This is a genomic window from Lentzea sp. NPDC092896 (assembly GCF_044754905.1).
Lineage (GTDB): Bacteria > Actinomycetota > Actinomycetes > Mycobacteriales > Pseudonocardiaceae > Lentzea.
Window position 1 is genome coordinate 347,814 of the sequence record NZ_JBIVPX010000001.1, and the last position, 21,462, is coordinate 369,275.

22 protein-coding genes are annotated in these 21,462 nt (G+C 65.2%); 7 read left to right on the top strand and 15 right to left on the bottom strand.

Going from position 1 to position 21,462, the window contains the following annotated elements; all coding sequences use genetic code 11:
- Nucleotides 1-7 precede the first annotated feature (7 nt).
- Nucleotides 8-814 (bottom strand): hypothetical protein, encoded by an 807-nt coding sequence (locus tag ACIQF0_RS01930; protein WP_401023490.1) that lies wholly within the window; start codon nucleotides 812-814, stop codon nucleotides 8-10.
- 170 nt (nucleotides 815-984) lie between these two features.
- Entirely contained in the window at nucleotides 985-1,965 is a 981-nt protein-coding gene (locus ACIQF0_RS01935) for a hypothetical protein (protein ID WP_401023492.1), read from the bottom strand.
- Nucleotides 1,966-2,669: 704 nt separating this feature from the next.
- Here ACIQF0_RS01935 and ACIQF0_RS01940 point away from each other — a divergent pair.
- Both ACIQF0_RS01940 and ACIQF0_RS01945 read left to right on the top strand, forming a co-directional pair.
- Nucleotides 2,670-3,074, top strand: coding sequence for a hypothetical protein (locus tag ACIQF0_RS01940; RefSeq protein WP_401023494.1), 405 nt, complete (start codon nucleotides 2,670-2,672; stop codon nucleotides 3,072-3,074).
- Nucleotides 3,075-3,350: 276 nt separating this feature from the next.
- Nucleotides 3,351-4,136, top strand: a complete 786-nt coding sequence (locus ACIQF0_RS01945) for a hypothetical protein (protein WP_401023497.1) — start codon at nucleotides 3,351-3,353, stop codon at nucleotides 4,134-4,136.
- On the opposite strand, the gene ACIQF0_RS01950 is transcribed toward ACIQF0_RS01945, so the two are convergent.
- Nucleotides 4,094-5,170 (bottom strand): hypothetical protein, encoded by a 1,077-nt coding sequence (locus tag ACIQF0_RS01950; RefSeq protein WP_401023499.1) that lies wholly within the window; start codon nucleotides 5,168-5,170, stop codon nucleotides 4,094-4,096. The genes ACIQF0_RS01945 and ACIQF0_RS01950 overlap by 43 nt on opposite strands.
- A 68-nt stretch (nucleotides 5,171-5,238) precedes the next feature.
- Nucleotides 5,239-5,493 (bottom strand): hypothetical protein, encoded by a 255-nt coding sequence (locus ACIQF0_RS01955; protein ID WP_401023500.1) that lies wholly within the window; start codon nucleotides 5,491-5,493, stop codon nucleotides 5,239-5,241.
- A gap of 373 nt (nucleotides 5,494-5,866) precedes the next feature.
- Between ACIQF0_RS01955 and ACIQF0_RS01960 the strand changes: the two genes are divergently transcribed.
- Nucleotides 5,867-6,130: a hypothetical protein gene (locus ACIQF0_RS01960; protein ID WP_401023501.1), complete on the top strand. Its 264-nt coding sequence runs from the start codon at nucleotides 5,867-5,869 to the stop codon at nucleotides 6,128-6,130.
- 37 nt (nucleotides 6,131-6,167) lie between these two features.
- Here ACIQF0_RS01960 and ACIQF0_RS01965 read toward each other — a convergent pair whose 3' ends face one another.
- The 9 genes from ACIQF0_RS01965 to ACIQF0_RS02005 form a co-directional block, all read right to left on the bottom strand.
- Nucleotides 6,168-6,572: a hypothetical protein gene (locus tag ACIQF0_RS01965; RefSeq protein WP_401023503.1), complete on the bottom strand. Its 405-nt coding sequence runs from the start codon at nucleotides 6,570-6,572 to the stop codon at nucleotides 6,168-6,170.
- Nucleotides 6,573-6,785: 213 nt separating this feature from the next.
- Nucleotides 6,786-7,562, bottom strand: a complete 777-nt coding sequence (locus ACIQF0_RS01970) for a hypothetical protein (protein WP_401023505.1) — start codon at nucleotides 7,560-7,562, stop codon at nucleotides 6,786-6,788.
- 172 nt (nucleotides 7,563-7,734) lie between these two features.
- A complete protein-coding gene (locus ACIQF0_RS01975) occupies nucleotides 7,735-9,036 on the bottom strand; it encodes a DNA cytosine methyltransferase (RefSeq protein WP_401023507.1) in 1,302 nt (433 codons plus the stop codon).
- A 504-nt stretch (nucleotides 9,037-9,540) separates the two neighbouring features.
- Nucleotides 9,541-10,128, bottom strand: coding sequence for a hypothetical protein (locus ACIQF0_RS01980; RefSeq protein WP_401023508.1), 588 nt, complete (start codon nucleotides 10,126-10,128; stop codon nucleotides 9,541-9,543).
- Nucleotides 10,129-10,409: 281 nt separating this feature from the next.
- On the bottom strand, nucleotides 10,410-10,952 hold the full coding sequence (locus ACIQF0_RS01985; RefSeq protein ID WP_401023510.1) for a hypothetical protein: 543 nt from the start codon (nucleotides 10,950-10,952) through the stop codon (nucleotides 10,410-10,412).
- A 279-nt stretch (nucleotides 10,953-11,231) separates the two neighbouring features.
- A complete protein-coding gene (locus ACIQF0_RS01990) occupies nucleotides 11,232-12,620 on the bottom strand; it encodes a hypothetical protein (protein ID WP_401023511.1) in 1,389 nt (462 codons plus the stop codon).
- A gap of 406 nt (nucleotides 12,621-13,026) precedes the next feature.
- A complete protein-coding gene (locus ACIQF0_RS01995) occupies nucleotides 13,027-13,260 on the bottom strand; it encodes a hypothetical protein (protein WP_401023513.1) in 234 nt (77 codons plus the stop codon).
- 652 nt (nucleotides 13,261-13,912) lie between these two features.
- Nucleotides 13,913-14,455 (bottom strand): hypothetical protein, encoded by a 543-nt coding sequence (locus tag ACIQF0_RS02000; protein ID WP_401023515.1) that lies wholly within the window; start codon nucleotides 14,453-14,455, stop codon nucleotides 13,913-13,915.
- Nucleotides 14,452-14,781, bottom strand: a complete 330-nt coding sequence (locus tag ACIQF0_RS02005) for a zinc finger protein (protein WP_401023517.1) — start codon at nucleotides 14,779-14,781, stop codon at nucleotides 14,452-14,454. The genes ACIQF0_RS02000 and ACIQF0_RS02005 overlap by 4 nt, the downstream gene beginning before the upstream one ends.
- A gap of 828 nt (nucleotides 14,782-15,609) precedes the next feature.
- On the opposite strand from ACIQF0_RS02005, the gene ACIQF0_RS02010 reads away from it, so the two are divergent.
- Complete coding sequence (locus tag ACIQF0_RS02010) at nucleotides 15,610-16,497, top strand: Scr1 family TA system antitoxin-like transcriptional regulator (RefSeq protein WP_401023518.1); 888 nt, start codon at nucleotides 15,610-15,612, stop codon at nucleotides 16,495-16,497.
- Nucleotides 16,498-16,522: 25 nt separating this feature from the next.
- Entirely contained in the window at nucleotides 16,523-16,903 is a 381-nt protein-coding gene (locus tag ACIQF0_RS02015) for a DUF397 domain-containing protein (protein WP_401023520.1), read from the top strand.
- Nucleotides 16,904-16,991: 88 nt separating this feature from the next.
- On the opposite strand, the gene ACIQF0_RS02020 is transcribed toward ACIQF0_RS02015, so the two are convergent.
- A complete protein-coding gene (locus tag ACIQF0_RS02020; RefSeq protein WP_401023522.1) occupies nucleotides 16,992-17,891 on the bottom strand; it encodes an endonuclease/exonuclease/phosphatase family protein in 900 nt (299 codons plus the stop codon).
- Nucleotides 17,892-18,298: 407 nt separating this feature from the next.
- Between ACIQF0_RS02020 and ACIQF0_RS02025 the strand changes: the two genes are divergently transcribed.
- Entirely contained in the window at nucleotides 18,299-19,687 is a 1,389-nt protein-coding gene (locus ACIQF0_RS02025) for a multiprotein-bridging factor 1 family protein (RefSeq protein ID WP_401023524.1), read from the top strand.
- Nucleotides 19,688-19,693: 6 nt separating this feature from the next.
- Here the strand turns inward: ACIQF0_RS02025 and ACIQF0_RS02030 are convergent, their stop codons facing one another.
- Nucleotides 19,694-20,431, bottom strand: a complete 738-nt coding sequence (locus ACIQF0_RS02030; protein WP_401023526.1) for an HAD family hydrolase — start codon at nucleotides 20,429-20,431, stop codon at nucleotides 19,694-19,696.
- 198 nt (nucleotides 20,432-20,629) lie between these two features.
- On the opposite strand from ACIQF0_RS02030, the gene ACIQF0_RS02035 reads away from it, so the two are divergent.
- Nucleotides 20,630-21,415: an SAM-dependent methyltransferase gene (locus tag ACIQF0_RS02035; protein ID WP_401023528.1), complete on the top strand. Its 786-nt coding sequence runs from the start codon at nucleotides 20,630-20,632 to the stop codon at nucleotides 21,413-21,415.
- The last annotated feature ends 47 nt before the right edge of the window (nucleotides 21,416-21,462 follow it).

Genomic DNA, 21,462 nt, shown 5'->3' on the forward strand with positions numbered 1-21,462 from the left:
TCTTGGCCTACGAGAACATTAGCGCATTTGCGGGGAATCGTGTTTTCGCGGTTGGGTCGATTCCCGGAGAGAGCGTGAGTTGGTAGTCCTGCCGGGAGACCTCGTCGAGTCCCCATCCGAGGTGGGTGTCGCGCCAGGTGTCGAAGCCGGAGCCGTCGATGCTGTCGACGATGCCGAGGCTGAGCATGTAGCGGATGCGTGCGCGGCTGTTCACCCGGCCGGCGTGGATGTGCAGTCCGCGGGCCTTGCCTTCGCGGCAGATAGCGGCCATCTCGTCGGAGAGTTTGTAGCTGGTCGATCCGGCCATGAACAGGCAGCGGAGGTTGGGGGTGTTCCACGGAATGCCGATGTCGCCCGCGCCGTCCTGCACGCACAACGCCAGAGGCAGGTGCGACATCAGCGGCGTCCACTGCTGCCAGAGCTCGGCAGTGGCTGCCGCGTCGAAAGGTACGTCGGGGACGGTGACGAATAGCAGGTTTTCGTGCCACGATGGCAGCGTCGGTTCGGCAGGAAGACCTACTTGAGTCATATCAAGCCCCATACCGGCGGCGAGTGGCGCGAATCGTTCGCTCATGCGGGCCGGGCGGCCGTACAGCGCGGTTTCAAGGCGTCCGAGCATCTTGATGAACAGCGGCTGGTTCCACTTGCTGAAGGCCTCGTTGTCGACTCCGACCGGGATTCCGGCGTCCAGCGTTTCCAGCAGGTCCGAGCAATGCCGGGGGCGGGCAAGCCGCCCGAGGTGCTGCTGGGCCTTGGGGTTCTCCGAGCGCCAGCGTTGCAGGGTGGGCAGGGCTCCGCCGTTGAGGATTAGCACGGTGATCGTTTCCTTGGCACAGGTGCGGTCCGGCCGACGGGACGTCAGCGCGCACGTGGTGCGGCGACTGTTTCTGCCGGTGTTTCCGATGTCCGCCCAGATAGGCGATGAGCGGGTGTTGTGGGCTGGTCGTGCCCGGCGGGGTGCGGGACACGACCAGCAGTGGTCGACTAGACCGTGTCGGGCACGTGCCCGTCGGGGTCGGCAACGCCCGCGAGATCGTGCTCGGTCAGCGGCATCGAGCAGACCTTGCACACGCCCGTGCCGTCGTCGTTGTGTTCCTCAAAGCCCCGCCAGCCGGTCGGGCACGGCGCGGCGATTGCGCTCGCCAGGGTTGCGGGGCGGTGTTCGGCGCATCGTCCCCACGTCACGTCCACGCCGTTCTCCAGGCGTTCAGGGCAGTGGCACGGGTCGTCGGCCGGACCCCGGCACACGACCCCAGCCTGAAGCAGCGCGGTTTCGACGTTGGTCAGGAGGAGACCACAGCTGACGTCGTGCGCGATCCGGTCGGGGAGCTCGCGCACATGTTCGGTGTTCGTCAACCGCCGCCACTGCGCCTCGGTCAGTCGGTCGTCACCCATGCCATCGCGCTTAAGGGCGGCGCGGATTTCCGTGTGTGCTGCGGACAGCGCGAAGATCGGGATGCGGTACTTGTATGCAAGGCGCCGGATGACCTCGGCGGCGTCGCAGTGATCGAGGGTGTCGCCGTGCACGAGGTCGTTCAGCGCGAAGGGCAGATCCGGGTTGGCGACGTCGAACGCGGCGTTGATCAGGTCGGTCTGTGCGGCGTCCTGCTCGTCGGCGAGGACCTTGCGGACCTTGTCGGCGAACGCGCACTGTTCGGCAGTGAGGTCGGGCTCGGCCGCGTCGAGAAACAGGTTGAGGCGTGCCTCCACGGTGTGGCCTGCCCACCGCTGGTTCAGCACCGTCGCGACGTAGGCGTGCGCGTCGTCGAGCAGAGCGGCGATGGTCAGCAGCGCGGACGCCCAGCGTTCGGCGATGCGCGGGTACAGGGTGAACCATCCGTTGTCAGCGTCCAGCCGGATCCTGAACGCGAGTTCGGACGCGCTGGGCAGTTCGAGAACCAGGGCCACGCCCGGTGCGAGCGCCCAGGCCGCTGCCGAAGCGGTTCGCACGGTCGGTTCGGTCATCGTGACGGTCACCGTTTCCGGGAGCGGCGCGGCGGGCCTGCGGCGCTGCAGCGAGAATCCGGTGAGACGAGCCGCGACGAGTCGGCACGCCGATGCGTCGGGCTTCAGAGCGAGCCCGTGCCACGCGAGGTCGTATGGCCAGATAGCAGGGTCATGTTCCTGGTTGACGTCCCACCTGTGAAGAGACGTCGGGAGCACCTGAACTTCGGTGGACTGATGGAGGGTACGCGAAAGCATGGGTCTATTCCTTGGCTTGTGAGTTGCGGGGAAGAAGGTCGGGAATTGGGCGTCACCCTGAATTCCGACAAGGCAAATCTAGCGCAATTTGGCTAGCCGTGGGGACCGGCAGAAAATGGAGCGAGGGGCCAGATCCTCTGCATTCGACTGCCGCTTGCTCTTCTCGTTCACGGGGCCGTAGAACACCAGTCGTCAAATGATCCGCGCCGCACCAGGTGGCTCATCAGCGATCAGCAGCGCAGACGGTCCCGGTATCCGTCCACACAGGCGCGGCGGCCCGATCGCCGACTGCATCGAAGCTGCCACGAGACCCGCACGCCTGGTCACGGCCCGTGATCGAGCGGCACCGGCAGAGGTGGCAGATCTCGACGAGAGCGACAGAAACAGTCAGTTCGATGGGTGCCGCGCGTTGGGATTTCGGCCCTCCCACAGGATCCAATCGCGTCCGACGTAGCTAGGCTCCGTACATGGGGGAGAAGCAGATTCGAGCAGCGGCGGAGAAGGCCGCCCGAGAGCTACACGAACCAAAATTCAAGGCGCTCGCCGATCTCGCGGTCGCCTCGCGTAGGGCCGCGCCAGAAGAACTGAAGCGAGTGCTCTCGGACGCGCAAGAACAAGCACAGCGCATCCTCGATAGCGCCAAAGCCGAAAAGGCCAATCGGGTCGAGCAAGCGCGCGTGGCCCTCCAGACGGCCCGCTCGGCGGGGTGGACCTCGAAGGAACTCCGTGGCCTGAACCTCGACCAGCCGAGTTCACGCCCAGCCTCCAGACAACGCACGGCATCGAAGAGCACGCAGGACGAGCCGCCCGCAGCGGACCCACCCGCGGAGTTCGGCGGCGCCGAGCGGGATGGTTCAGTCGACGCCGGCTAGCACCAGCAGCGACCGTGAACCGGTGTCTGGTCTAACGCTCAGGACTGCAACCACAGCAGTCGGCCTCAGGGACAGCTGAGGTGGCGGGGTGAGCGCTCATTCCCACACCTGCCACCACGCATGCCTGATCTCGTGCCTGAGGCTCAATCTCCAGGCGCGCGACGGCAACAAGGTTGAGCGATTGGATGCGTTGTGCCCGGAGGCTGGCGGGGCGCGCGCGTGGCGGCTCGGCGGGTGTACCTGCTGAGACCCACATGAAGGTGAGAGGGATGTTCGATGCCGCGCTACCGCTTCACGGCGTTCGCCCGTAAGTCCTACGGTGAGGATGGGTGGTCCATCCGGGTTGAGGGCTTCCCGGGCACCGTCGAGGAGTCCACGACCGCGTCGGTAGCCGACGCTGCACGCACGCACGTCGCGCACAACCTGCGCGTGCCGATCGACGACGTCACGGTCCACGTCAGCTACCTGTCGCCTCAGGCGATCCCCGTCCAGCCCTCCGCGCGCAGTCGCTACGGCACGGACGTGCACGTGACCCGCCGCGCGTTCGGCGGCACCACCGCGCTCGCAGCCGTTGAGGAGATGCGTTCATGGCTGACCGAGGAGACCCAGGACTCCGTGAGACTGCTGAGCATCACCGTGCAGTACGACCCGGACGAGGTGGATGGCGCGGCCCCTGTGGAGCTCGGCGTGTTGTACGAGAGATTCTTTCACCCGGTCGCGGACGCCCGAATTCTCGCCGATCCCGTCATCGCCCTGTTGGCTCTCAACGGTCTCAAGGCTCGTCTGACCGGCGCGTCGGACGAAGAAGAGGCCGCGATCGCTATCGCTGGGTACGACGACCACCTGTTCGTGGTAGCACCAGCAGACGGTGAACGAGCCTGGGCAACCCTATGGCGTGATGAGCACGACCCTGAGTTCACCGACGTCGAGTCCACTCTGGACGGACTTGGTCTCCAAAGTGCGCACGACGAGATCGCAGAGGCGATCATGCGCCAGCTCGCAGGTCACCCGCCGTCGCTCTACGGACAGGCGGGCTCTGTGCAGACAGGGCCCGGACGGTGAACGGCCATCCCGCCGCCGTATTGCGGCGCGCTGCCACGCTCGCTTCGACTGTGCTTCCTGCCGGCCTGGCCGAGATCGCCGCAGACGAGATCGGCATCGAACTCAGCCAGCTCGACGCGGGTGCTCCAGCTGATGGCATCGATGAACGCATTCTGGGCATCGCACGCGAGATCCTGAGTCTGGTGCCCACCGACTACGCAGCCCAGGCGCGCGGTGAAGTCGAAGCAGCGGGATGGCGTCCGTGGTCGGCGGAAGTGGCAGCTGATCTGCTGCATCTCGTTGACGCGTGGGAGCATCAAGGGCCTGGTTGTGAGACCGCCATACTCCTGGCGCAGGTTCGCCAACTCGTTCAAGACCCTCATCCGCAGCGGGGCGTGAGTGCCGAGCGTGAGCACCACGCACCGCCTTGACGTGCTCACGACGGCTCCTCGAGCGGCGCGAAGATGTCGAGCTGGGCATGCCGCTTGGGAACGCCCGTACCGCCTGGCGGGCGAGCACGGTGTCGGTGCGCTCGGCTCGGGTGCGCCCGATCCGGATCGCGTACTTGTGCTTGCCAGAGTGCCGCAGCCTTCGGGCTCCGCAGGCTCGCAGTGCGGCCTCCAGCCACAGCGCGCGGTCACCACTGTTCTCAGATGGCGGGCTCCTTTCGCCATCAGGCGGGCGATGACGCTGTCGGCAGCCCGTTCTCCGCCGGTGAGCTTGCTCAGGGACCGTTCCAGCACCTGCTCACCGTCGGGCAGGACGATGATCTGCCGCGGGGTGGTCGTGCCGAGGTAGGCGAAGTTCAGGGCCCGGTAGACGTAGCCGTAGTGCCCAGGCATGAACCGCTCGGGCCGGCCGTCCGCGCTCACGGGCCAACGCTCCATCGGGTCGGAGAAGGCGACCAGGCCGCGGATGTCGTTCTCGGCGGCGAGTGTGAACGCCCGCGCTATTGGTAACCCCGGATATTGGATGTTGCGGAGTTGCAACGAGACGTTGTGGGCATAATGGGTGCTATGGCGACGACTGCGGAGGCGAGTGCGGATGAGTCGCATCGCGCCCTCGCAGGCTCCAGCGCCTTCGATCTCCTCGCGTCTCCAGAGAACCAGCGCGCGAGGGATTACTACCGCGCGTTGCTGAAGACGTCGGGCGCTGTCGTGTTGCTCAACGAGACGGCAGCAGCGACCGGTTTTAGCCGCAAGCAGGTCGCGGAGTTCGCCCAGGCTTCGTGGCGCGAGTTGTCGGCGTCCGCCGACATGATCATTGGGGACCACGATTCCCTGGCCCGCGCACTTCTCGCCCCGCGCAGTGCGACGAGTCCTTGGGCTGTCATGTCGCTCGTCGGCCCGCTCAGCGCGCCGAGGACTTGGGCTGTCATGGTCGACCCTCTATCGGCCTTGTTGCAGTTCCTGGAGCGGTTGGTCAGGCTTGGTAGGCGTGCTGACGTGGCGCGGCAGCTGGCTGTGCAACGGCATCAGCTCGCTCGCCATGCAGTAGCGACGGCTACTGACCGGCCTCCTGGTGAGGTTGTGGTGTCGTCTGCGCGTGTTCCGCGTGGTCCTGACTTTTCGCGAGTGGCCCTAACCCAGACGGTTGAAGCCACTCGCGGAAGACTCCTCGTCGTGGCATAAGGCGGTCGAGGCTGCTTCCTGCGAGTTCCTAGGAAGCAGCGTGAGATGCGACTTGTTAGTCAGGGTGCCGGTGTTGGAACGCTCATCACCGCTCTGGTCGTGGGTTCGCCGTGGTGGTTCTTGCTGGTCCTCACCGGTGCTGTGTTGTTGCTGGGAGTGATGACGCTCACTGCCGACCAGATCGACGCCTTCAACCGCTTGTTTCGGGGGCCCTCGACCGGCGACGTGTCCAAGCGGCAGGACCCGCGCGCCCGCGACGTTGAGAACTCCCAGCCGCAGAAGCTGGTCGAACAGCGGAATCAGAAGGAACTCCCTCCCCCGTCCGATGGCACGACCTCGCCCAAGAAGGACAAACGCAAGAAGGGCTCGCGCCGTCATGACTGATGAGGCTTCTCGGCGGTGAGGTGGGGGGCAGGAGTCCTCAGCGCCGGCGACGTGCAAGTTCGGCTGCATAACCAGGCCGGGCGTTGCCTGTTTCCTCGGTCCAGTGAACGGCGGAGCTGATGCTGATGCCGAGCAGGTCGCTCAGGACCTTGGCTGGCGTTTCGGCGGCGGGCTCCATGAGCGCGCTGTTGCGGCCAGCGCGGGGCTGGATGCCGAGTTTCTTGAGCCTGTGGGCGAGCCGGGCGGAGCCGAGATGGCGTCCGGGGGAGCCGCCTGGGAAGGGCCAGGGGTGGTCGTCGGTGTGGCCGATGACGGCGTGTCCCTTGCGGTTGCCGACGAGGTCGAGCAGGAGCTGATCGAGCGGCGCGACCAGGTCCAGCGCACCGAGCTGGAGCTGGATGTGGCCGGTGTCGGTGCGCAGGAGGTGTGCGGTGGTGAGCATGGCGATCCTGCTCAGCGGCTGGGCATAGAGCACGAGCAGCAGTCCGGCGACGCGGTCGACGAGCGCGAGGTCGGTGTCGGTGAGCAGGCGGCGTGCGATCTCCCAGCGCTGGTCGTGGGCGGCCAGTCCGGCGCGGGGGAGGTTGTTGGTCGGCGGAAGAGCCGCCTGACGCTGGACTTCTGGTGTCAGGCGGCCGTACCAGTGCCGCGCGGCTCAGTCGGGCGCGGCGTCGGGCGGCGGTGTTGTCGTGCGCCGCTTCCGGCGTTCCTGTGCGCGCTCGTCCTGGGCTTTCTGGAGTTCGCCGAACCGGAAAGGTCCCTGGAGTTTCTGGAGATGCGGGATGCGGTTGCTGGCCATGCCGACCGGGGCTGGGCCGATGACGGCGAGCCGGTCGTCGGCGAGCTGGGAGAACCAGCCCAGTTCTGCGATGGCCTCTTCGCTTGGGAACACGTCGGCGACGCGGTCGTAGGCGGGGTCGAGCATCGAGTCGTACTTGCCGCCGAGCGAGTACACCCATTTGAAGTTCCACGGGTATTCGGGCTCTACGAGCTGCCGAAATCTCGGAACCTCCTTGGTGTAGGCGTAGAAAATAGAGTCGGGGCATGCGGTCATGATGCGAAGCCAAGCTGAGAGGTAGTCGTCGGAGAAGAAGTCGCCAGCATCGTGAATGCGGATCCACTTACCGCGGAACTTCTTGTGGCTGAGTTCGGCCGTCATTGCCTTCTCCCAGCCGGGCAGGTCGTCGAGCACGTAGCGGAGGTTTTGCTGGTGCCTACGACGAACAACCGGGTAACGGTAAGCATTAGTCCGTGCATAGCAGAGTTTTGCGCAGACGCCAGCCGAGGGGCATGTATTGAAGCTGGAGCCGTCGTCCTCGAATCGGTCGGCCCATGCTGGAAGGGTCCAGTTGTAGATTCCAAGGGCTCTCAACTGACTGTTTTGCGTCAGCAGTTTTGCAGGGCGAACGGCGCGACGAGTTTCCTCGCTCATGGAAATCTCCACGAAGATTAGAGAGTATTAGATGTGTCGATGGCGGAACATTGCCCGTCCGACACGAACTACTCTATCCAATTTCGCCGTCTTTAGGATTCGGCGAATGCGCGCCGTTCGGCGACAGAACAGGGTGGGGCTCCGGAGAATCTATCTCCGGAGCCCAACCGGGTCAGGCCGCGAGGCCGTAGTCGTCGGGGTATTCCACCGGCGGGTATCCGAGGGATTCCGCGACTCGACCTACGAAGAACTCCGCTGAGAGCGGAGTGACCGCGTTGCCCAACTGCTTGATCTTGTCGGTCTGGGTCCCTTCCAGGAGATAGCCCGCACGGAAGGCCATCGCCGCGCGGATCTCGTCCACGGTGAGCATCCGGTAGGTGCAGTCCTCGATGGCCGGTGCCGGGCCCTCCCAGCCGACCAAAGACTGGTGGCCGCGGGTGGTGATGGTGCGCGCGGGCTCGGTGACCGGGCTGCACATGTTGCCGTCCTTGGCGCCGCGCGTGCCGTTGTTGCGCACCAGCATGTGGTGCCTGCCCGAGGCGCACATGGTCGCGAACGGGTCGGTGATCGGGCGGACCTTCTTACGGGAGCCGCCACCGCGCAGCTCGGCGATGAAGGGCACGAACGGGTTGGCGAACCGGTCGAGGCCGATCTGGATACGTGCGAGCGTGGCGGGCTTGAGCTCGTTGGCTCGGTCGCCGATGCGCTCGCCCGGCGTGTCCCAGTCGATGATCGTCTCCGCCGCGACCGTGAAGGGCTCGACGACGGCGTTGCGGCAGGTCGAGTTGGGGCAGCGGTAGACGTACTGGTTGCGCAGGCCATACTTGCCCCACTGGGCGCAGGGCCACTTGCTGGTGCGCTTCTTGAACACCTGCATCGCCGCGACCACTTTGTCGCACGACGGGCAGTAGGCCGGTGGACGCAACTGGAGGTCGGGTGCCTTGTTGCCCACCTTCGTGAAGATGACGTAGCCGCGATCGCGCGACTGCGGAGCGGCTGCGGTGTTGGCGGACGGGAAATGCATGGAGTTCGCGTAAACGATCTGGTACGTGTAGCCGAGATTGCGCATGCTCCGCAGCCAGTCGTCGATTTCGTCCCAGAACATGATGTCGACGACGTTTTCCACGATGATGGCCTCATACAAATGCGCTTCAGTGAACCGCACGACATCCCACATCGTGGCCCGCGAGCGCACGGCCGTCGGGTCAGCTTTCGAATTGCGCTTCTTACCCTTGGCGACACTGTGGTTCGTGCACTCAGGGGAGAACCAGGCCAGGTCGGTGCGCTTAAAGTAACGCGGCGGCACCACGGATAGGTTAGTGATCGCGTGGTCGGCATTCGGGAAGTTCAGCGCGTGACTGCGAACAGCAACATCCCAGTGATTGATCGCCAGGGCGAGACTGACCCAGTCGATCGATTCGAATCCCTGAGAACTGCCGCCCGCCCCCGCGAAATGGTCGGCGATTGTGAGCATGAGAATCCCTGCGTCAAAATGTGGGGAAGAAGTCGCCAAATGGGAGCGTCACCTCCGATTTGGCACGCATTCAATATAGCCACAATTTGAGCATTGTGGGATTCATCAGAAACAGATGGGCGTTTACCGAGGTCGACGCACAGCGCGGGATTAGGAATCCGTCAAAGCGAACGCAGACTCGCTGGCCCGGCCGAACTGACCGTCGGTCTGGTGGCAGGCGTGCCTGCAGCGGGCACAACGGAGGCCATACGCAACGGACGTGGTGCAGGCCGTCTGAATCCCGACGAGTAGCATCTGGTGCTCTCGTGACGAGCGCGGATTCACGTGCGGGTTGCGGGGAAGAAGGCTGGGGCGAGGGCTCTCGGCAGTCACCCGCGCGCTTCGGCGCGCGGAGTCGCGAGCCGCACGGACGAGGTGCGTCAGGCGCGACGTCGAGAACACCCCTCGCCCCGGCGTCCTTCTACTCCGCCTTGGCCGCAGGTTCGAGCGGCGAGACCAGGCCGATCAGCCGGCTGCCGCGTTGGACCAGCCGAAGTGCGCGGGACCGAAGCCTGCGCCTCGGCGGTAGTGCTCGATCACCGTGGCCAGCCATGGCACCGCCGCTCCGGTCAGCCGCATTGCCGCTGTCTGGGGGAATTCAAGCGTCATCGTGTTGTGGTGCACCCACAGCCCGGTGACGGAGTCGAACGTAAAGTGCCGCCGCTCGGTTCCGTACGGATGCACCCACAACCGCTTCGTGGTCAGCGTGACTCCCATGACCGGGGACGGCCGCCACTGCCATGCCGCAGCCATTTGCGCTTGGTGCTGCACTCTCGCGCGCCGCAGGGCGCTCATCGCGACGGCGCCGGCCACGAACGCGGGAGGTCCAACGATGACGGTGGGGCCCGGGGCCGGCACGGTCACCTCGGCCCAGAGGTATCGCTCGTAGTGGAACGCCGAGCCGGTGTGGTGGTTGAGGACCGCGACGGCGTGCTCGCCGGCGTCGAGCGGCACAGGGCTGTGGACAGCCGGGAGCGTGCCGCCTTGCGCGAGGTACTCGCGGACGTCGGCCGCCGCAGCCCACGGGTTCGCTGCAGTGTGCTGGTGCTGCATCGTTCTATCCCCCTCTCCCTGCGATCGTGATGGGTCACAACGATACCGCTGACGGCAAGCCGGTTCGAATGCCGCATCTGGTCTGTGTGGAGACCGCCGATGTTCACCTCGAGCCGCACATCGGTGCCGTGCCGTCCTCGGTCGTGATGGGCGTACAGCGGGGTTCTTGTGTGTTGATTCGCCCCTGGCGAGTGAAAGGGCGAACTCGTTCGCGAGTCGGGGTCATGCGCCCGCCGGTTTTCCTGCGGCGACGGCTTGCGTGTGCCCAGGTTGACCGATCCCTACCTTCGCCGGCGTGGCGGCGAAGACGCTGCTCTCCAGCTGCAGGACCGCGCGCGAATCCCCTGCAGGACAAAATGTATGGCACTCGTAGCCAACCTTTGCAGCTTCGGCCGACGAACATGGAATGTCTGCATGATGGCCCGTGCTCGGTCCGGATCGAGGACGCTGTGGATGAAGTTCGTCGCCTCCCTGAAGTTCTGCGGGGTGAGGGTGCCAACGGCGATAGCAGTCACGACGTTTGCCAGACGCCTGACCTCTTGTGTGTCGCCCTCACTAACTCTGCACGCCAACTCAAGGCACGTCTCCGCTCTGCGGTAGTCCTGGCGCGCCGAGAACCACATGTGCTCGAAGTAGACGGCGAGTCCTCGCAACACCCGCTGGGCGTCTGCGGACAGCTGATCGTCACGCCCCGCCTGGTAGATGCAGACGTTAGCGCCCATGAAGCTTCCGACGATCAGCGCCGAACGCAGTTCTTGGGACTGGTTCACCAACGGACTGGATGGAGCGAGCAACTCCTGCCACACGTGCAGTTTCGTGGCCATGGTGACTCCTTTGCGGACGAGGTGCGCCCTCCAATGAGGGCACGTCATCGCGTGCACATGGGGGATTCGTGGAGCCCTGCTCCCCGTGCGAGAGCAGTTCGGTGTGCGCTAGAACTCGCGATCGCCGGGCATGAGCAACACCTCCCGACGGGCATCAGTGGCAGGTCGCTCGGAATCGCGGGCGGCCTTGTCGAAAAAAGGGGGAGTGCCGAGAACGGCACCGGCTTCACGTTCGTGCGCGCCGCGATCCGTGCGCTCGCAAACCGAGTCCACGCACGCCTACCGATCTTGTGCGCGATCGAGTTGGTCAAGCTGATGTTGAACCTGAGCAGCGCGAGTGCGCTGGCCATGGAGGCCGAAAGTCGAGATCGCGAGGATGTAGTGCCCGCGAGCTTGAGCTGGGTCGGTGGGTTCGGCGGCTGCGCCCGCGATGGCCGCTGCCTCGGCGAAGTGAAGGGTGCCTCCGGCGGATTTGAGCAGGTCGACCGCGGCCCTGATCGTGGCGAACGCCTTGGCATGCTGCCCATCGTCGAGCAGGGTTCGGGCAAGGCAGGTCAGAACGAGCGCCCGTGAGGTCGCGTTGCCAGTCCCCTTCAGCGACCGCTTTGCAGTGTGAAGATGCGTGATGGCGGTGGCCGTGTCGCCTACCGCAGCCTGAACCGACGCGATGTGCAGGTTCAGCAACACGGTGAAGCCGGGATCGTTGACCTTGCCGCCGATATTGAGCCAGAGAGCGTCACCGATCTCGACCATCAACTGCTCGGTGGTGAGCAAGTGCGTGAGCGCATTTGCCGTGCCGACCACGACGACCAAGTCGGGCGCGATCCGCAGGTGCCGCCGCGGATTTGCGGAGTCGTTGCCCTGCCCCAGGATGGTGAGCGCGGTGGTGTAGTCCACCAGCGCGGCCGCCAGGTTGGTGTTGAGTTGGTGGGCACGTCCTCGGACCGCGTGCGCGAAGGCCATCGTCTGAGTGGCGCCGAGGTTCGTGGCCAGCTCGACCGCGCGATGGGCAGTTGGGACGGCTTCCTCATGGTTTTTCATACTCGATAGGGAGTACGCGAGGCGCGCGGTGACTCTGGCCCGTCGGTGATCATGCCTGTCTTCGACGGTTTTCAGCGCCATGTCCGCGATGACCAAGGCAAGGTGTGCGAAGCGGTGATCGCCGATATAGCTGGCCAACGCCTCGAAGGGCTCGGCCAGTTCGCACGTCGCGTTGCTGATGCCGTACTTCATGCCTCCGGTCAGCATCTGCGAGAGGCACGACATGTTTTCGTGGAACCACGCCGCCGCGGCTGCGGGTGTGTTGAAGAGTTCCGTCACCTTCTCGTACACGACGCCGTGCCGGTCACCGTCTGGGTACAGAGTCCGGTCGGCCTTCGCCGCGGCGATCGCGTACCACCACAGGACGGTGGCATAGCCCGTGAGATCGTCGTCCAGGCCGAGCGCCGGCGCGAAGCGCTCGAATTGGTAGCAGTCGGGGGCCATGTCCACGCGGACGGCCATACCAGCCTCGAGGAGCTCACCCATGACGTCCTGCGGGTTCGCGGCGTCAGCGACGACTGCTGCGATGAGGGCGAAGGGGACGACGTCGGGGGTGCCCGGCATCCCTGCCAGCGTGCTGCGTACCCAGCTGGCGGTGGGGGATAGCTCCGCCATCGTGTTCTCCAATGCGTTGCAGGGTAGGAACTACGTCGATTTCCTGGGCGGCAGTCGAGGTTTGCCGCTTGCAGGCTTCAGCCGCGTTCACTGCCCGCTCGTAGAAGGAAGCAGGGCCGTGTCCGGGTGGTGTGGCGATCACGGTCGGCAGCTCGAGTCGTTGTTCGTCAGGACAGCGCCGTACCTCTCACACAGCACTGCTGACCAGAACAGGGCCTGTGTGACCGTGAGCGCGCCGAAGTGAGCGGCGATCACTCGAGGGTTAGGTAGTCGCACGCGCGGGCCTTGATCGCGGACCGCTCGCACGAGCTCATCCCAGGCAGCGAGCCGGTACCTCCGCTCGCGTTCCAGACGAGCCGAGGTCGACGTTCCGGCGAAAGGTTCCTGGGCGGGGCGGCGAGGAAGTGTGAGCAGACGATCAGTCGCGGCCATGAGCCACTCCTGTGGATTCGCTGTGGCGTCTGGGATGCACGGTGTCGAACTGGTCATGGTTCAGGCATCGCAGATAGCCCTTCTCAGCGAGCTGTGATCGCAGGGGCCATACCGTCGCGGGGCTGAGGCCGAAGCGGGCGCGAAGGCGGTCCAGCGACGGCAGCATCAGCCCTTCGTCCTGTGCGACAACGGCAGCCGCCACCAACCTCTGCACGTTCACGAGGTGATCGTGCGGACTGGCCGCGGGCGATGAGCAACGTCGGGATGGCTGGAGTTCGAAGGCCGCTGTCATGATGCTGGCCTGTCGTCGACCTCTACCGCGACGGTGACGTACACGCGACCGATGCAGCGCAAGTGGCCAGCACTCGCGAGACCCGCACGCACGTGTCGCACCCAGGACCGCGGTACCCCGTACCGCTCAGCCAGCACGGTGCTTCCGGGCAAAGCAAGCGGCCGCGCGGTGTGGTCACTCTGACCGCTGAGGCCAGCGGCGGGTGTGAGAACGGCATCCGCCAGCAAGTCGAACACCTGCGCCAGGTACTCATGCCATGGGCCGGCGGGATCTCGTGGTGGCCGACCTGCGGGAGCGGGCGGCAGCGCGATGACTGTCGGTGCTACGACCGCCTGCAACTGGCGGGTGTCCAGATTGGTCGGATGCCACAAGCCACCCGCGTCCGGTCCACAACGGAACTCACGCAACTGGCCGCCACGGTCGTTCAGGAGCGGCCCGACGAGCTCACGAGTCACGGACAGTTGGCCGCGATTGATGATGCGCTGGATGTGACGCTGACGTGTCCACCCAGGTCGCTGGCACACAGGGCAGTCCTGTGGAATGAATGGTGGTCCAAGCACGGCGGGCTTGGCTTCGTTCGTCACGCCGCCCCTCCCGGCTTCCGGTCAGCGTCCTCAAGTCGGTGCTTCGCCAGACGTTCGATGTCCCAGCACATAGGGCAGAACCGCGCGAGCGGAAACGCATCGAGGTCGCAGGGCGCGCGGCGAGTCACGGTGATGTAGCACTCCGACCACCACAGGCCGCCACGCAACGGCGACAGGTCGCGGTTGACCTGGTGGATGCGATAGTCCTGACACCAGGCGGCAAGCGGTGGCCGTGCGTGGCTGGGCAACTGCGGCAGCACAGTCGTCTGCGCTGCCATCGCCAGCATCGACAGTGCCGGCTGTTCTGCCTGCGGCTGGACCGGCAAGCCATCCTCACCCACCGCGGGCATCAAGCCGGTGCGTTCCGTTTCGGTGAGCGGTGGTGGACCAGCGTGCCGAGACCGAGAAAAGGCCCGCGAGAGATCGCCGGAGGGAGAGGACAGCCCCACCCAGGGCGGCGTGAACAAGGGGTGGTCGCCGCGCTGCCGTGCGTCAGTGCAGTTGCTCGCCCACCTCACATCAATCACCGCCCCGGTCACGCCGCGTCCGCCAGCAGACGAAGCCTCCGACGTTCCTGCGCGGGGATCTGTTTGAGTTCCTCGAAGGTCTCCTGCCTAACCTGCTTGCGCCACGAGGCGTCGCACTGCTCGCAGGTCGGCCAGGTCCGCAGGGCGCGGGTGGCGTTGCCACTGGTCACGGCGATTCCGCACAGCGTCTGTCCCGCGTGGACGATGTATGAGTCTTCTGGACATAGCTCGCGTTTGACCGCGTGGCGCACGCTGTGCGTCTTGGCACCGTCCTCAACCTGGACATCGGCCCAGCAAAACGGTGGTATCACGACGAAATCGCTGTAGTGGGCGCCCATCACGCCCGCCAGCCGGTCACTGTGTCGCTACCGAACCGCGTTCTCGTGGCGTGCTCGCGCACGGCGACTCGTGCGGCACGAAACTCGGTGTCGGACCTGAAGTGCGGGGTCGCGCACCCACCGGATGCAAGCGATGCCCGAACGCGCTTGAGGTTGGTCACCTCGCGCGGCTCAGCGTCAGGCTGGGAAGCGGTCGACGAGTTCAGTGGCTGAGTCATCCGAAGCTCCTGGTGTCGTATTGCCGATCCGAGCTGGTAAGGACGCAGCTGGCAACGGCAAACGCTCCCTGGATGGCCCGGTCCCGCTGTTGGCGACAGGCCAGTTCGACAGTGCGAGTGATCGAATCCCGGCAGGGAAACGACGCGTACTCACTAGGCGCCTTCCACAGGACCGTTGTCCCGCCTGCCGGAATCGCGCTTCTGCTCGGCAGGGCGCATCCACGCCCAAGGTGAACGCGGCACTGAACGCCTTGCCATTGGACCGCCTGCGGCGATGCGGCAGGCCGAGTCCTCCTACGACGCCTCATGATCGACTCCTGCGTCCCGAAGTGGCTTCGAGGCGGCCGGGACCGAGCACATCCGGGGGTGATAGCTCGGTTCCGACCGCTGCGCATGCGATGCGGCCTGAGGATCCGAACGTGGAGCCGTTCGGAAAACCGCCATCACATGCGACCACGGTGTTACCCGCACCGCGTCTTACATGCTAGCTATCGTGATAGCTCTCGCGATACCCCGTCTGGGTGGTCTCCGGTGTCTGTCAGTGACCACGCAGGGCAGACTGAACCCGAACCACAGGGGGACACCCCTGAAGAGACGGAGGTACGGCGCGGTGATCCGCGATGACGCGATCGCACGGAAATGGCTGACTGGCGTCGAACTTTCGAACACGCGAGCAGAGGCCATCGACGGCGAAACCGGAGAACCGCCTAGCCAGCAGAAACTCGCCAAGGAAATGGGAGTCACTCGCGGCCTGATCGGGCATTGGGAGCAGGGACGCTACTTTCCGCAACCGGATCAGATCCGCCAGTGGTACAACCTCTGTACCGCCTCACTCGAGGCCGCGGAACGACTCATCGAGTTCGGCCGCCCTGACCAGAGCAGTACCACCAGCTGGCTGGACCGCTGGAAGGACGTCGTTCCCGGCGACCACTTCATGCGCCGCTACGTCGGAGCAGAAGGCATCGCCACCCACGTCTTCTACTACGCACAAATGTTCATTCCTGCCCTGCTACAGGAGGCGGACTACGCCCTGGCGGTGACAGCACCGAGCGCCCGAGTGGAGCCAGGCAAGGCCAACAGACTCGTCGACTTCCGGATGTTCCGTCAAGAACGAGTGCTCAACGGAAGCCTCGGTCTCACCGTCGTCATCGAAGAGGATGCGCTGGATCGGCCAATTCTTGATCGCGACGGCATGCGCAAGGCGTGGCGTCGACTTCTGGAGTTCTCCGAGCAGGACAACGTCGACGTGCGCATCCTTCCACGGGAGGTCGGCCGACACGACGGGCTCGAAGGGCGCTTCCAGTTCGCGTCGTTCTGCACGCCCGACGGACAGGTGCAGGCAGGCCCCGTCGCCTACATCGAGGTGCCCAACAGTGCGCTGTACGTGACGACTCGCGCCGGAGTCACTCAGTACACTGACAGCTCCACTGATCTGGCGGCAAAAGCCCTCTCCGACAACGCTGCGCGCAAAGCCATCGAAGAACGGCTTGCCGCGTGAAAACCTTCGGGAGGTGAGGGACGTCGTGACCACCGCACCGGGCCGGGCCGGATGGCGCATCTCGTCCTACAGCAGCAACGGCGAAAGCTGCGTCGACGTGGACTTCACACGCGACGGCGCAGAAATCCGCCACTCCAAGGCGCCCACAGGGCCATCAATCAGCTTCACACCGACCGAGTGGTCAGCGTGGTTGCAGGAGGTACTGACGGACGAACTCGCCAACAGCAACGGTGGCGTTCGTGTCGAGGTGGTGCCCGAGGGATGGGTGGTGCACGCCGTCCGCAACGACGCGTCGCTCAGCTTCACGCACGACGAGATCATCGCGTTTCGCGCCGGCGTTGTCGCGGGTGAGTTCGACCGCGATGCGGTGCTGGCCGAACTGGCACCGCTCGACGCGATCAGTTAGCGCAGCTGCAACATCGGAGGAGGGGTCCGCTGGGGGAGCGAGCCCCTCCTCCGCTCGTCTGGTCAGTAGACCGGGCACGATAGTGACCTCAACGGCAAACGATGAAGTCAGCGCCGACATAGGCATGATCGCTGACGTTGCGAGGCGGCTGCGCACAGAAGTACGAGTCGGGCACTTGCTCACCGTTGAAGCCAGGGGAGCGCAGGATGCGGTCGATGCGCAGGCCGAGACCGTCGACGGGATGCCGGTCGGTGATCGCGGGATTGTCAGCCTCCTCGCCGGCGTCGACCCACCCGAGCTCGCGCAGTTCGTCCAGCGCTTCGGTGTCGATCTCCCACTCACCAGTGACGGGGTTCCTGCGACCCTTCTGCTTCAACTTGTGCCGTTCACCGCGTCGCTCGCAGGCCTGGTACCACGTCGGTCCGTCTGGATCTGCGAATCGGAAGTCGCGTTCCCATGAGCTGGTGATGTTGAGGTCGCCGCCGGCCACCGTGTTCATGGTGCTCCACGGCTTCCACCGCTGTGCAGAACGGTCAAACTCGGGTCGGCCAGCCCCGCCGGGCCAATGATCCGGGATGAACACCACAGGGATGCCGTCGATCCTCGTTTTGACCACCCCCTTGTAGGGCCCCGAGTTGGAGTTGGGTCGGTAATAGTTGTCGACCTCGAACTTCGCGCGATTGATCAGCACGCCAGGTGGGTTGCGGCGCTCTCGCCAGTCGTCGACAAACGGTTCGTACAGCTCGCCATGAGGAAGTGCTCGGCATAGTTCGTTGACTACACGACGCAAAGCGTCATGGCCGTCGTCTTCGAAGCGTGTGCACTCGGGCAAGATCAACACATCGGGTGGCACGGGCGTCGTCTGCTTGACGAAGTCGACGGCGAGCGGGAGGCGACTGTGACACCCGGTCGCCCCATCTACGCCGAAGTGTTCGATGTTGAACACGCCAACGCTGAACCGGGCAGAGCCACCGCCGGGTTCGCTCACTACCCGCCTCCATGTCGTCATCGTTGGTCAGCGATGGGATGTGGCCCTCACGGCTCGCGAGCGCACAACGGAAGGCGTGCTCTGTTGTGTCCGGAGACCTGCTCACGACCGTTCTCGGGGGGAGTGTCCGGTCGTGAGCAGGTGTCGCCGCCCGACGCTGGGGGGCGTCACGAGGACGGCGGCCTTTCGTGCGCCGGTTCAGCCTTTACAGAAAGGGCCGGGCGAGGCTATTCCAACGCAGGAATGATCAAATCGTGGTTGAGCGGGTTGCGGTACCCGGCTGGAACCGGGCTACGACCCGGCAAGTCGCGGGACGGACGTCGATCCGACTGCGCCTCCGGCTCTACAGTCTGCATGAGCAGTAGGGGCCGGGTCTGCCGAGACGATGATCATGGGAAGGCGCGAACATGATGGCAAAGGCCGACGCGCGCGATGTGGTGCTCGCACCTGGCCACACCCCGAATGACAGGTTGTTCGCCTACAGACGATGCGTGCACGCCTGGAGTCAGAAGGAACTGGCCGTGCGGCTCGCGGCGAGCATCCGCAAGGCCGGCGAGACAGTGGGCTCCATCGACGAGTTGGTCAGGACCATCGGTCGTTGGGAGAACGGCCATTCCAGGCCTGGCGCGAACTCTCAAAAGCACCTCGTTCTGGTGTTCGGCGTTTCGGCCGCGGAACTCGGGCTGCTCACCCCAGATGAGCTGAGACGTCTGCCAGCCGACTTTGTGCCTCCACCCCAAGAGGGGGTTGTGACCGGGCAACTGGCCGTGAACCAGATGGAGTCGAAGGTGCAGTCAGGAAATGAGAACTCCGCGGCGACGACTCGACGCGACGAGCAGATCTTGTCGATCCAGTCGGCCTTGAACTCTGTGGGGCTTGGTACGGGTCCGATGCTGTCGTTGGACCCAGAGGATGTCACGACGGCGCAGGTCAACAGTCGCGCTCATCTCCGTTGGTACTGGAGCTGGAATCCTCAGGAACTGCTGGACCGCGTGCTTGAGCAGCTGATGCTCGGCGTGCGGATGCTCAAGCCCGCTCAGGTCGAGTCCTCGGGCTTCCGAGGCCTGGCGGCGTCGGTCGCACACGATGCGCTGACCGCAGCCCGCCTGCTGTTCTTCGATCTGGGCCAACATGCACGCGCCGAACGCTGCTTCGCCATCGCCGGAGCAGCCGTCGATCACGCGATGGACCACACCCTTGCGGTCGCCGTGTACACCCATCAAGCGTTTGTTCCAGGATTTACCGGGGACCGCGTGAGGACCGACTGGTTGCTGGAACGAGCGGAGGCATGCCTGCCCAGGGCCCAGCCCAGTCCTCTGTTGGAAGCCTGGTTCCGATGCGTCGCCGCGGAACTCTACGGCCTCACGGGTCGGACAGAACGGAGCATTCGCAGCGTCAAGCAGGCGCACGACGCACTCGCCAAGCAGGGTGATGACCCGGCGTGGCTGGACTGGTTCGGCCATGACCGCTACGACGCTTTTGCCGGCAACGCCTACTTGCAGGCAGGTCAGCACGAACTTGCCACGACCCACCTGCAACGAGCGCTGGACGCTCTCGGCGCGAACGCCGCTAAGCAGCGCTCGGTGTTGCTGTTCGACCGCGCGCTCAGTGAAGTGCCGACCGATGCTGAACGCGCAGCCTCGTCAGCGAGGGAGGGCTGCGACGCGTTGATCGCCGCGCCCTACGCCACCGCGTTGACGACCCGCGTTCCCGGACTGACTGCGGCGTTGAAGGGAACGCCGTTCGCGGGCGAACTCGATGCTCGGCTGCGCGCTCTTCCCGCTGTTACCTCCTGAACTGCCCTACGCTGCAGCGGCGTTATGCCGTGCGACCAGGTCTGGCAGCCCCCGGAGGTCGTTCACCACGGCCATACACGCGGACTCGACTGCGGGGTCGGACAGGATCCGGCCCCACGGTCCCCGCCTGACGAGAACCGTTTGCATACCAGCTTCCTGCGCAGGCCGCACGTCGTTGTCCAGCCGGTCACCGACGTACAGCACGTGTGCGGCGGGGACACCGGTCTGCTCGACCACCCGCGCGAAGAAGTCCAGCGCGGGCTTCTCCACGCCCCAGGTGTCCGAGGTGCAGATCCAGTCAGCGCCGAGCTCAAGGCTGTTGAGGATCTCCTCGGCCCGCGCGGTCTGATTTCCAGCGAGCCCGACTTGCAAGCCGTTCTCACGCAATGTGGCCAGGCACTCGCGGATGTCGGGGTAGAGGTCGCGCTCGGTGAACGTCTCGGGAAAACCTTTCTCCGCCCGCAGGCGCCGTTCCTCCGTGAGATCAAACCCAGGCTGGAACACCTGGAAGGTCTCGCGGTAGTCGCCTCCTCCCGCGATCACCGCGCCGAACACAGCGGAGAATTCGTGTGTGCTGACCCCGAGCCATTTCGCCCAGTTGGCGTACTCGGTGGTCTCGTCGACCACGATCTCGCCGACGTCGAACACCACAGCGTCGATAACGGCATCGAAACGCGACACAACTTCCTCCAGCCCACTCGCGCCGCCGCTGAGGGCGCGGTTCTCTGATCCGAGCACCAGCATCAAGCCTCCATCGTGCCCGACATCGCGATGCGCGCCGATCTTGGTGGCCTCTTCGGGATTCCAGCCCCGATAGAAGCCCGGAGCCAGCCCGGAGCCAGCCGGGTACCTTCAGCTGCTCTGTTCGGCTTAACTGATTGTCGTTCCGCTCGCTGACCGGCAGTACAAGGATTCTCGTTGCCAGCTCACACCCAACCTCTGTTGCAGGTCGACGTGTCGATACCTGCGGTCGCGCGCATCGACGACTTCTTGCTGGGCGGGGGCCACAACTTCTGGCCTGATCGGGCGGCCGGTGAACGACTGGTAGCGACCGTCCCGGGCATCAAGCTCGCCGCAGTGGCGCACCGCGGTTTCGTGAGGCGCGCAGTGCACACGATCACCGGACTCGGCGTCTGCCAGTTCCTTGACCTCGGGGCCGGGTTGCCTACGCTAAGCGCTCCGCATTCTGTCGCAAACGAGGTCACTCCCGGGGCGGTCGTGGTCTACGTCGACAACGACCCGTTGGTCGTTGCACATGCAGAACTCCTGACCGAGGGAGACCGTTGCACGGCCGTCGTCCAGGCTGACCTGGCCGACCTGGATTTCGTTCTCGGTAACGACGCAACGCGCAAGTTGCTCGACTTCACACAGCCCATCGCGGTGCTCATGTGCGCGAGCCTGCAACATCTTCCCGGAGACAGGGATGACGATGCCGCTGCCCTCGTCGCGGCCTACGTCGACGCGCTGTGCCCTGGCAGCTATCTCGCGTTGTCTCACATGACCGCTGATCACGATGCCGAGGTAGCCGCCGTCGTGCAGGAGCGCTTCGCCGCGACCACCACTCCGGTGTGGCCGCGAGATGAACCGTGGCTTCGCAAGTGCTTCGCTGGCCTGGATCTCCTCGAGCCGGGCGTCACCACTCCAGCGCAGTGGCGCCCGGATCGAGGAGATCCAGGCCAGCATCCAGACCTGTACTACGTCGCAGTCGGCCGCAAACCTAAGGCGTGATCGTTCGTGAAGTGGCGCTCATTGCCCGGCACGGACAGCGAGCGCGC

Excerpts from the sequence above, each read along its gene's own strand:
- ACIQF0_RS01985 (WP_401023510.1), bottom strand. The coding sequence starts at position 10,952 with ATGGCCACGAAACTGCACGTGTGGCAGGAGTTGCTCGCTCCATCCAGT.
- ACIQF0_RS01935 (WP_401023492.1), bottom strand. The coding sequence starts at position 1,965 with ATGACCGAACCGACCGTGCGAACCGCTTCGGCAGCGGCCTGGGCGCTC.
- ACIQF0_RS02030 (WP_401023526.1), bottom strand. The coding sequence starts at position 20,431 with ATGCTGGTGCTCGGATCAGAGAACCGCGCCCTCAGCGGCGGCGCGAGT.
- ACIQF0_RS01980 (WP_401023508.1), bottom strand. The coding sequence starts at position 10,128 with ATGCAGCACCAGCACACTGCAGCGAACCCGTGGGCTGCGGCGGCCGAC.
- ACIQF0_RS01955 (WP_401023500.1), bottom strand. The coding sequence starts at position 5,493 with ATGACAGCCCAAGTCCTCGGCGCGCTGAGCGGGCCGACGAGCGACATG.
- ACIQF0_RS01940 (WP_401023494.1), top strand. The coding sequence starts at position 2,670 with ATGGGGGAGAAGCAGATTCGAGCAGCGGCGGAGAAGGCCGCCCGAGAG.
- ACIQF0_RS01970 (WP_401023505.1), bottom strand. The coding sequence starts at position 7,562 with ATGAGCGAGGAAACTCGTCGCGCCGTTCGCCCTGCAAAACTGCTGACG.
- ACIQF0_RS01950 (WP_401023499.1), bottom strand. The coding sequence starts at position 5,170 with ATGCGACTCATCCGCACTCGCCTCCGCAGTCGTCGCCATAGCACCCAT.
- ACIQF0_RS02025 (WP_401023524.1), top strand. The coding sequence starts at position 18,299 with ATGATGGCAAAGGCCGACGCGCGCGATGTGGTGCTCGCACCTGGCCAC.
- ACIQF0_RS01965 (WP_401023503.1), bottom strand. The coding sequence starts at position 6,572 with ATGCTCACCACCGCACACCTCCTGCGCACCGACACCGGCCACATCCAG.
- ACIQF0_RS01975 (WP_401023507.1), bottom strand. The coding sequence starts at position 9,036 with ATGCTCACAATCGCCGACCATTTCGCGGGGGCGGGCGGCAGTTCTCAG.
- ACIQF0_RS01945 (WP_401023497.1), top strand. The coding sequence starts at position 3,351 with ATGCCGCGCTACCGCTTCACGGCGTTCGCCCGTAAGTCCTACGGTGAG.
- ACIQF0_RS02005 (WP_401023517.1), bottom strand. The coding sequence starts at position 14,781 with ATGGGCGCCCACTACAGCGATTTCGTCGTGATACCACCGTTTTGCTGG.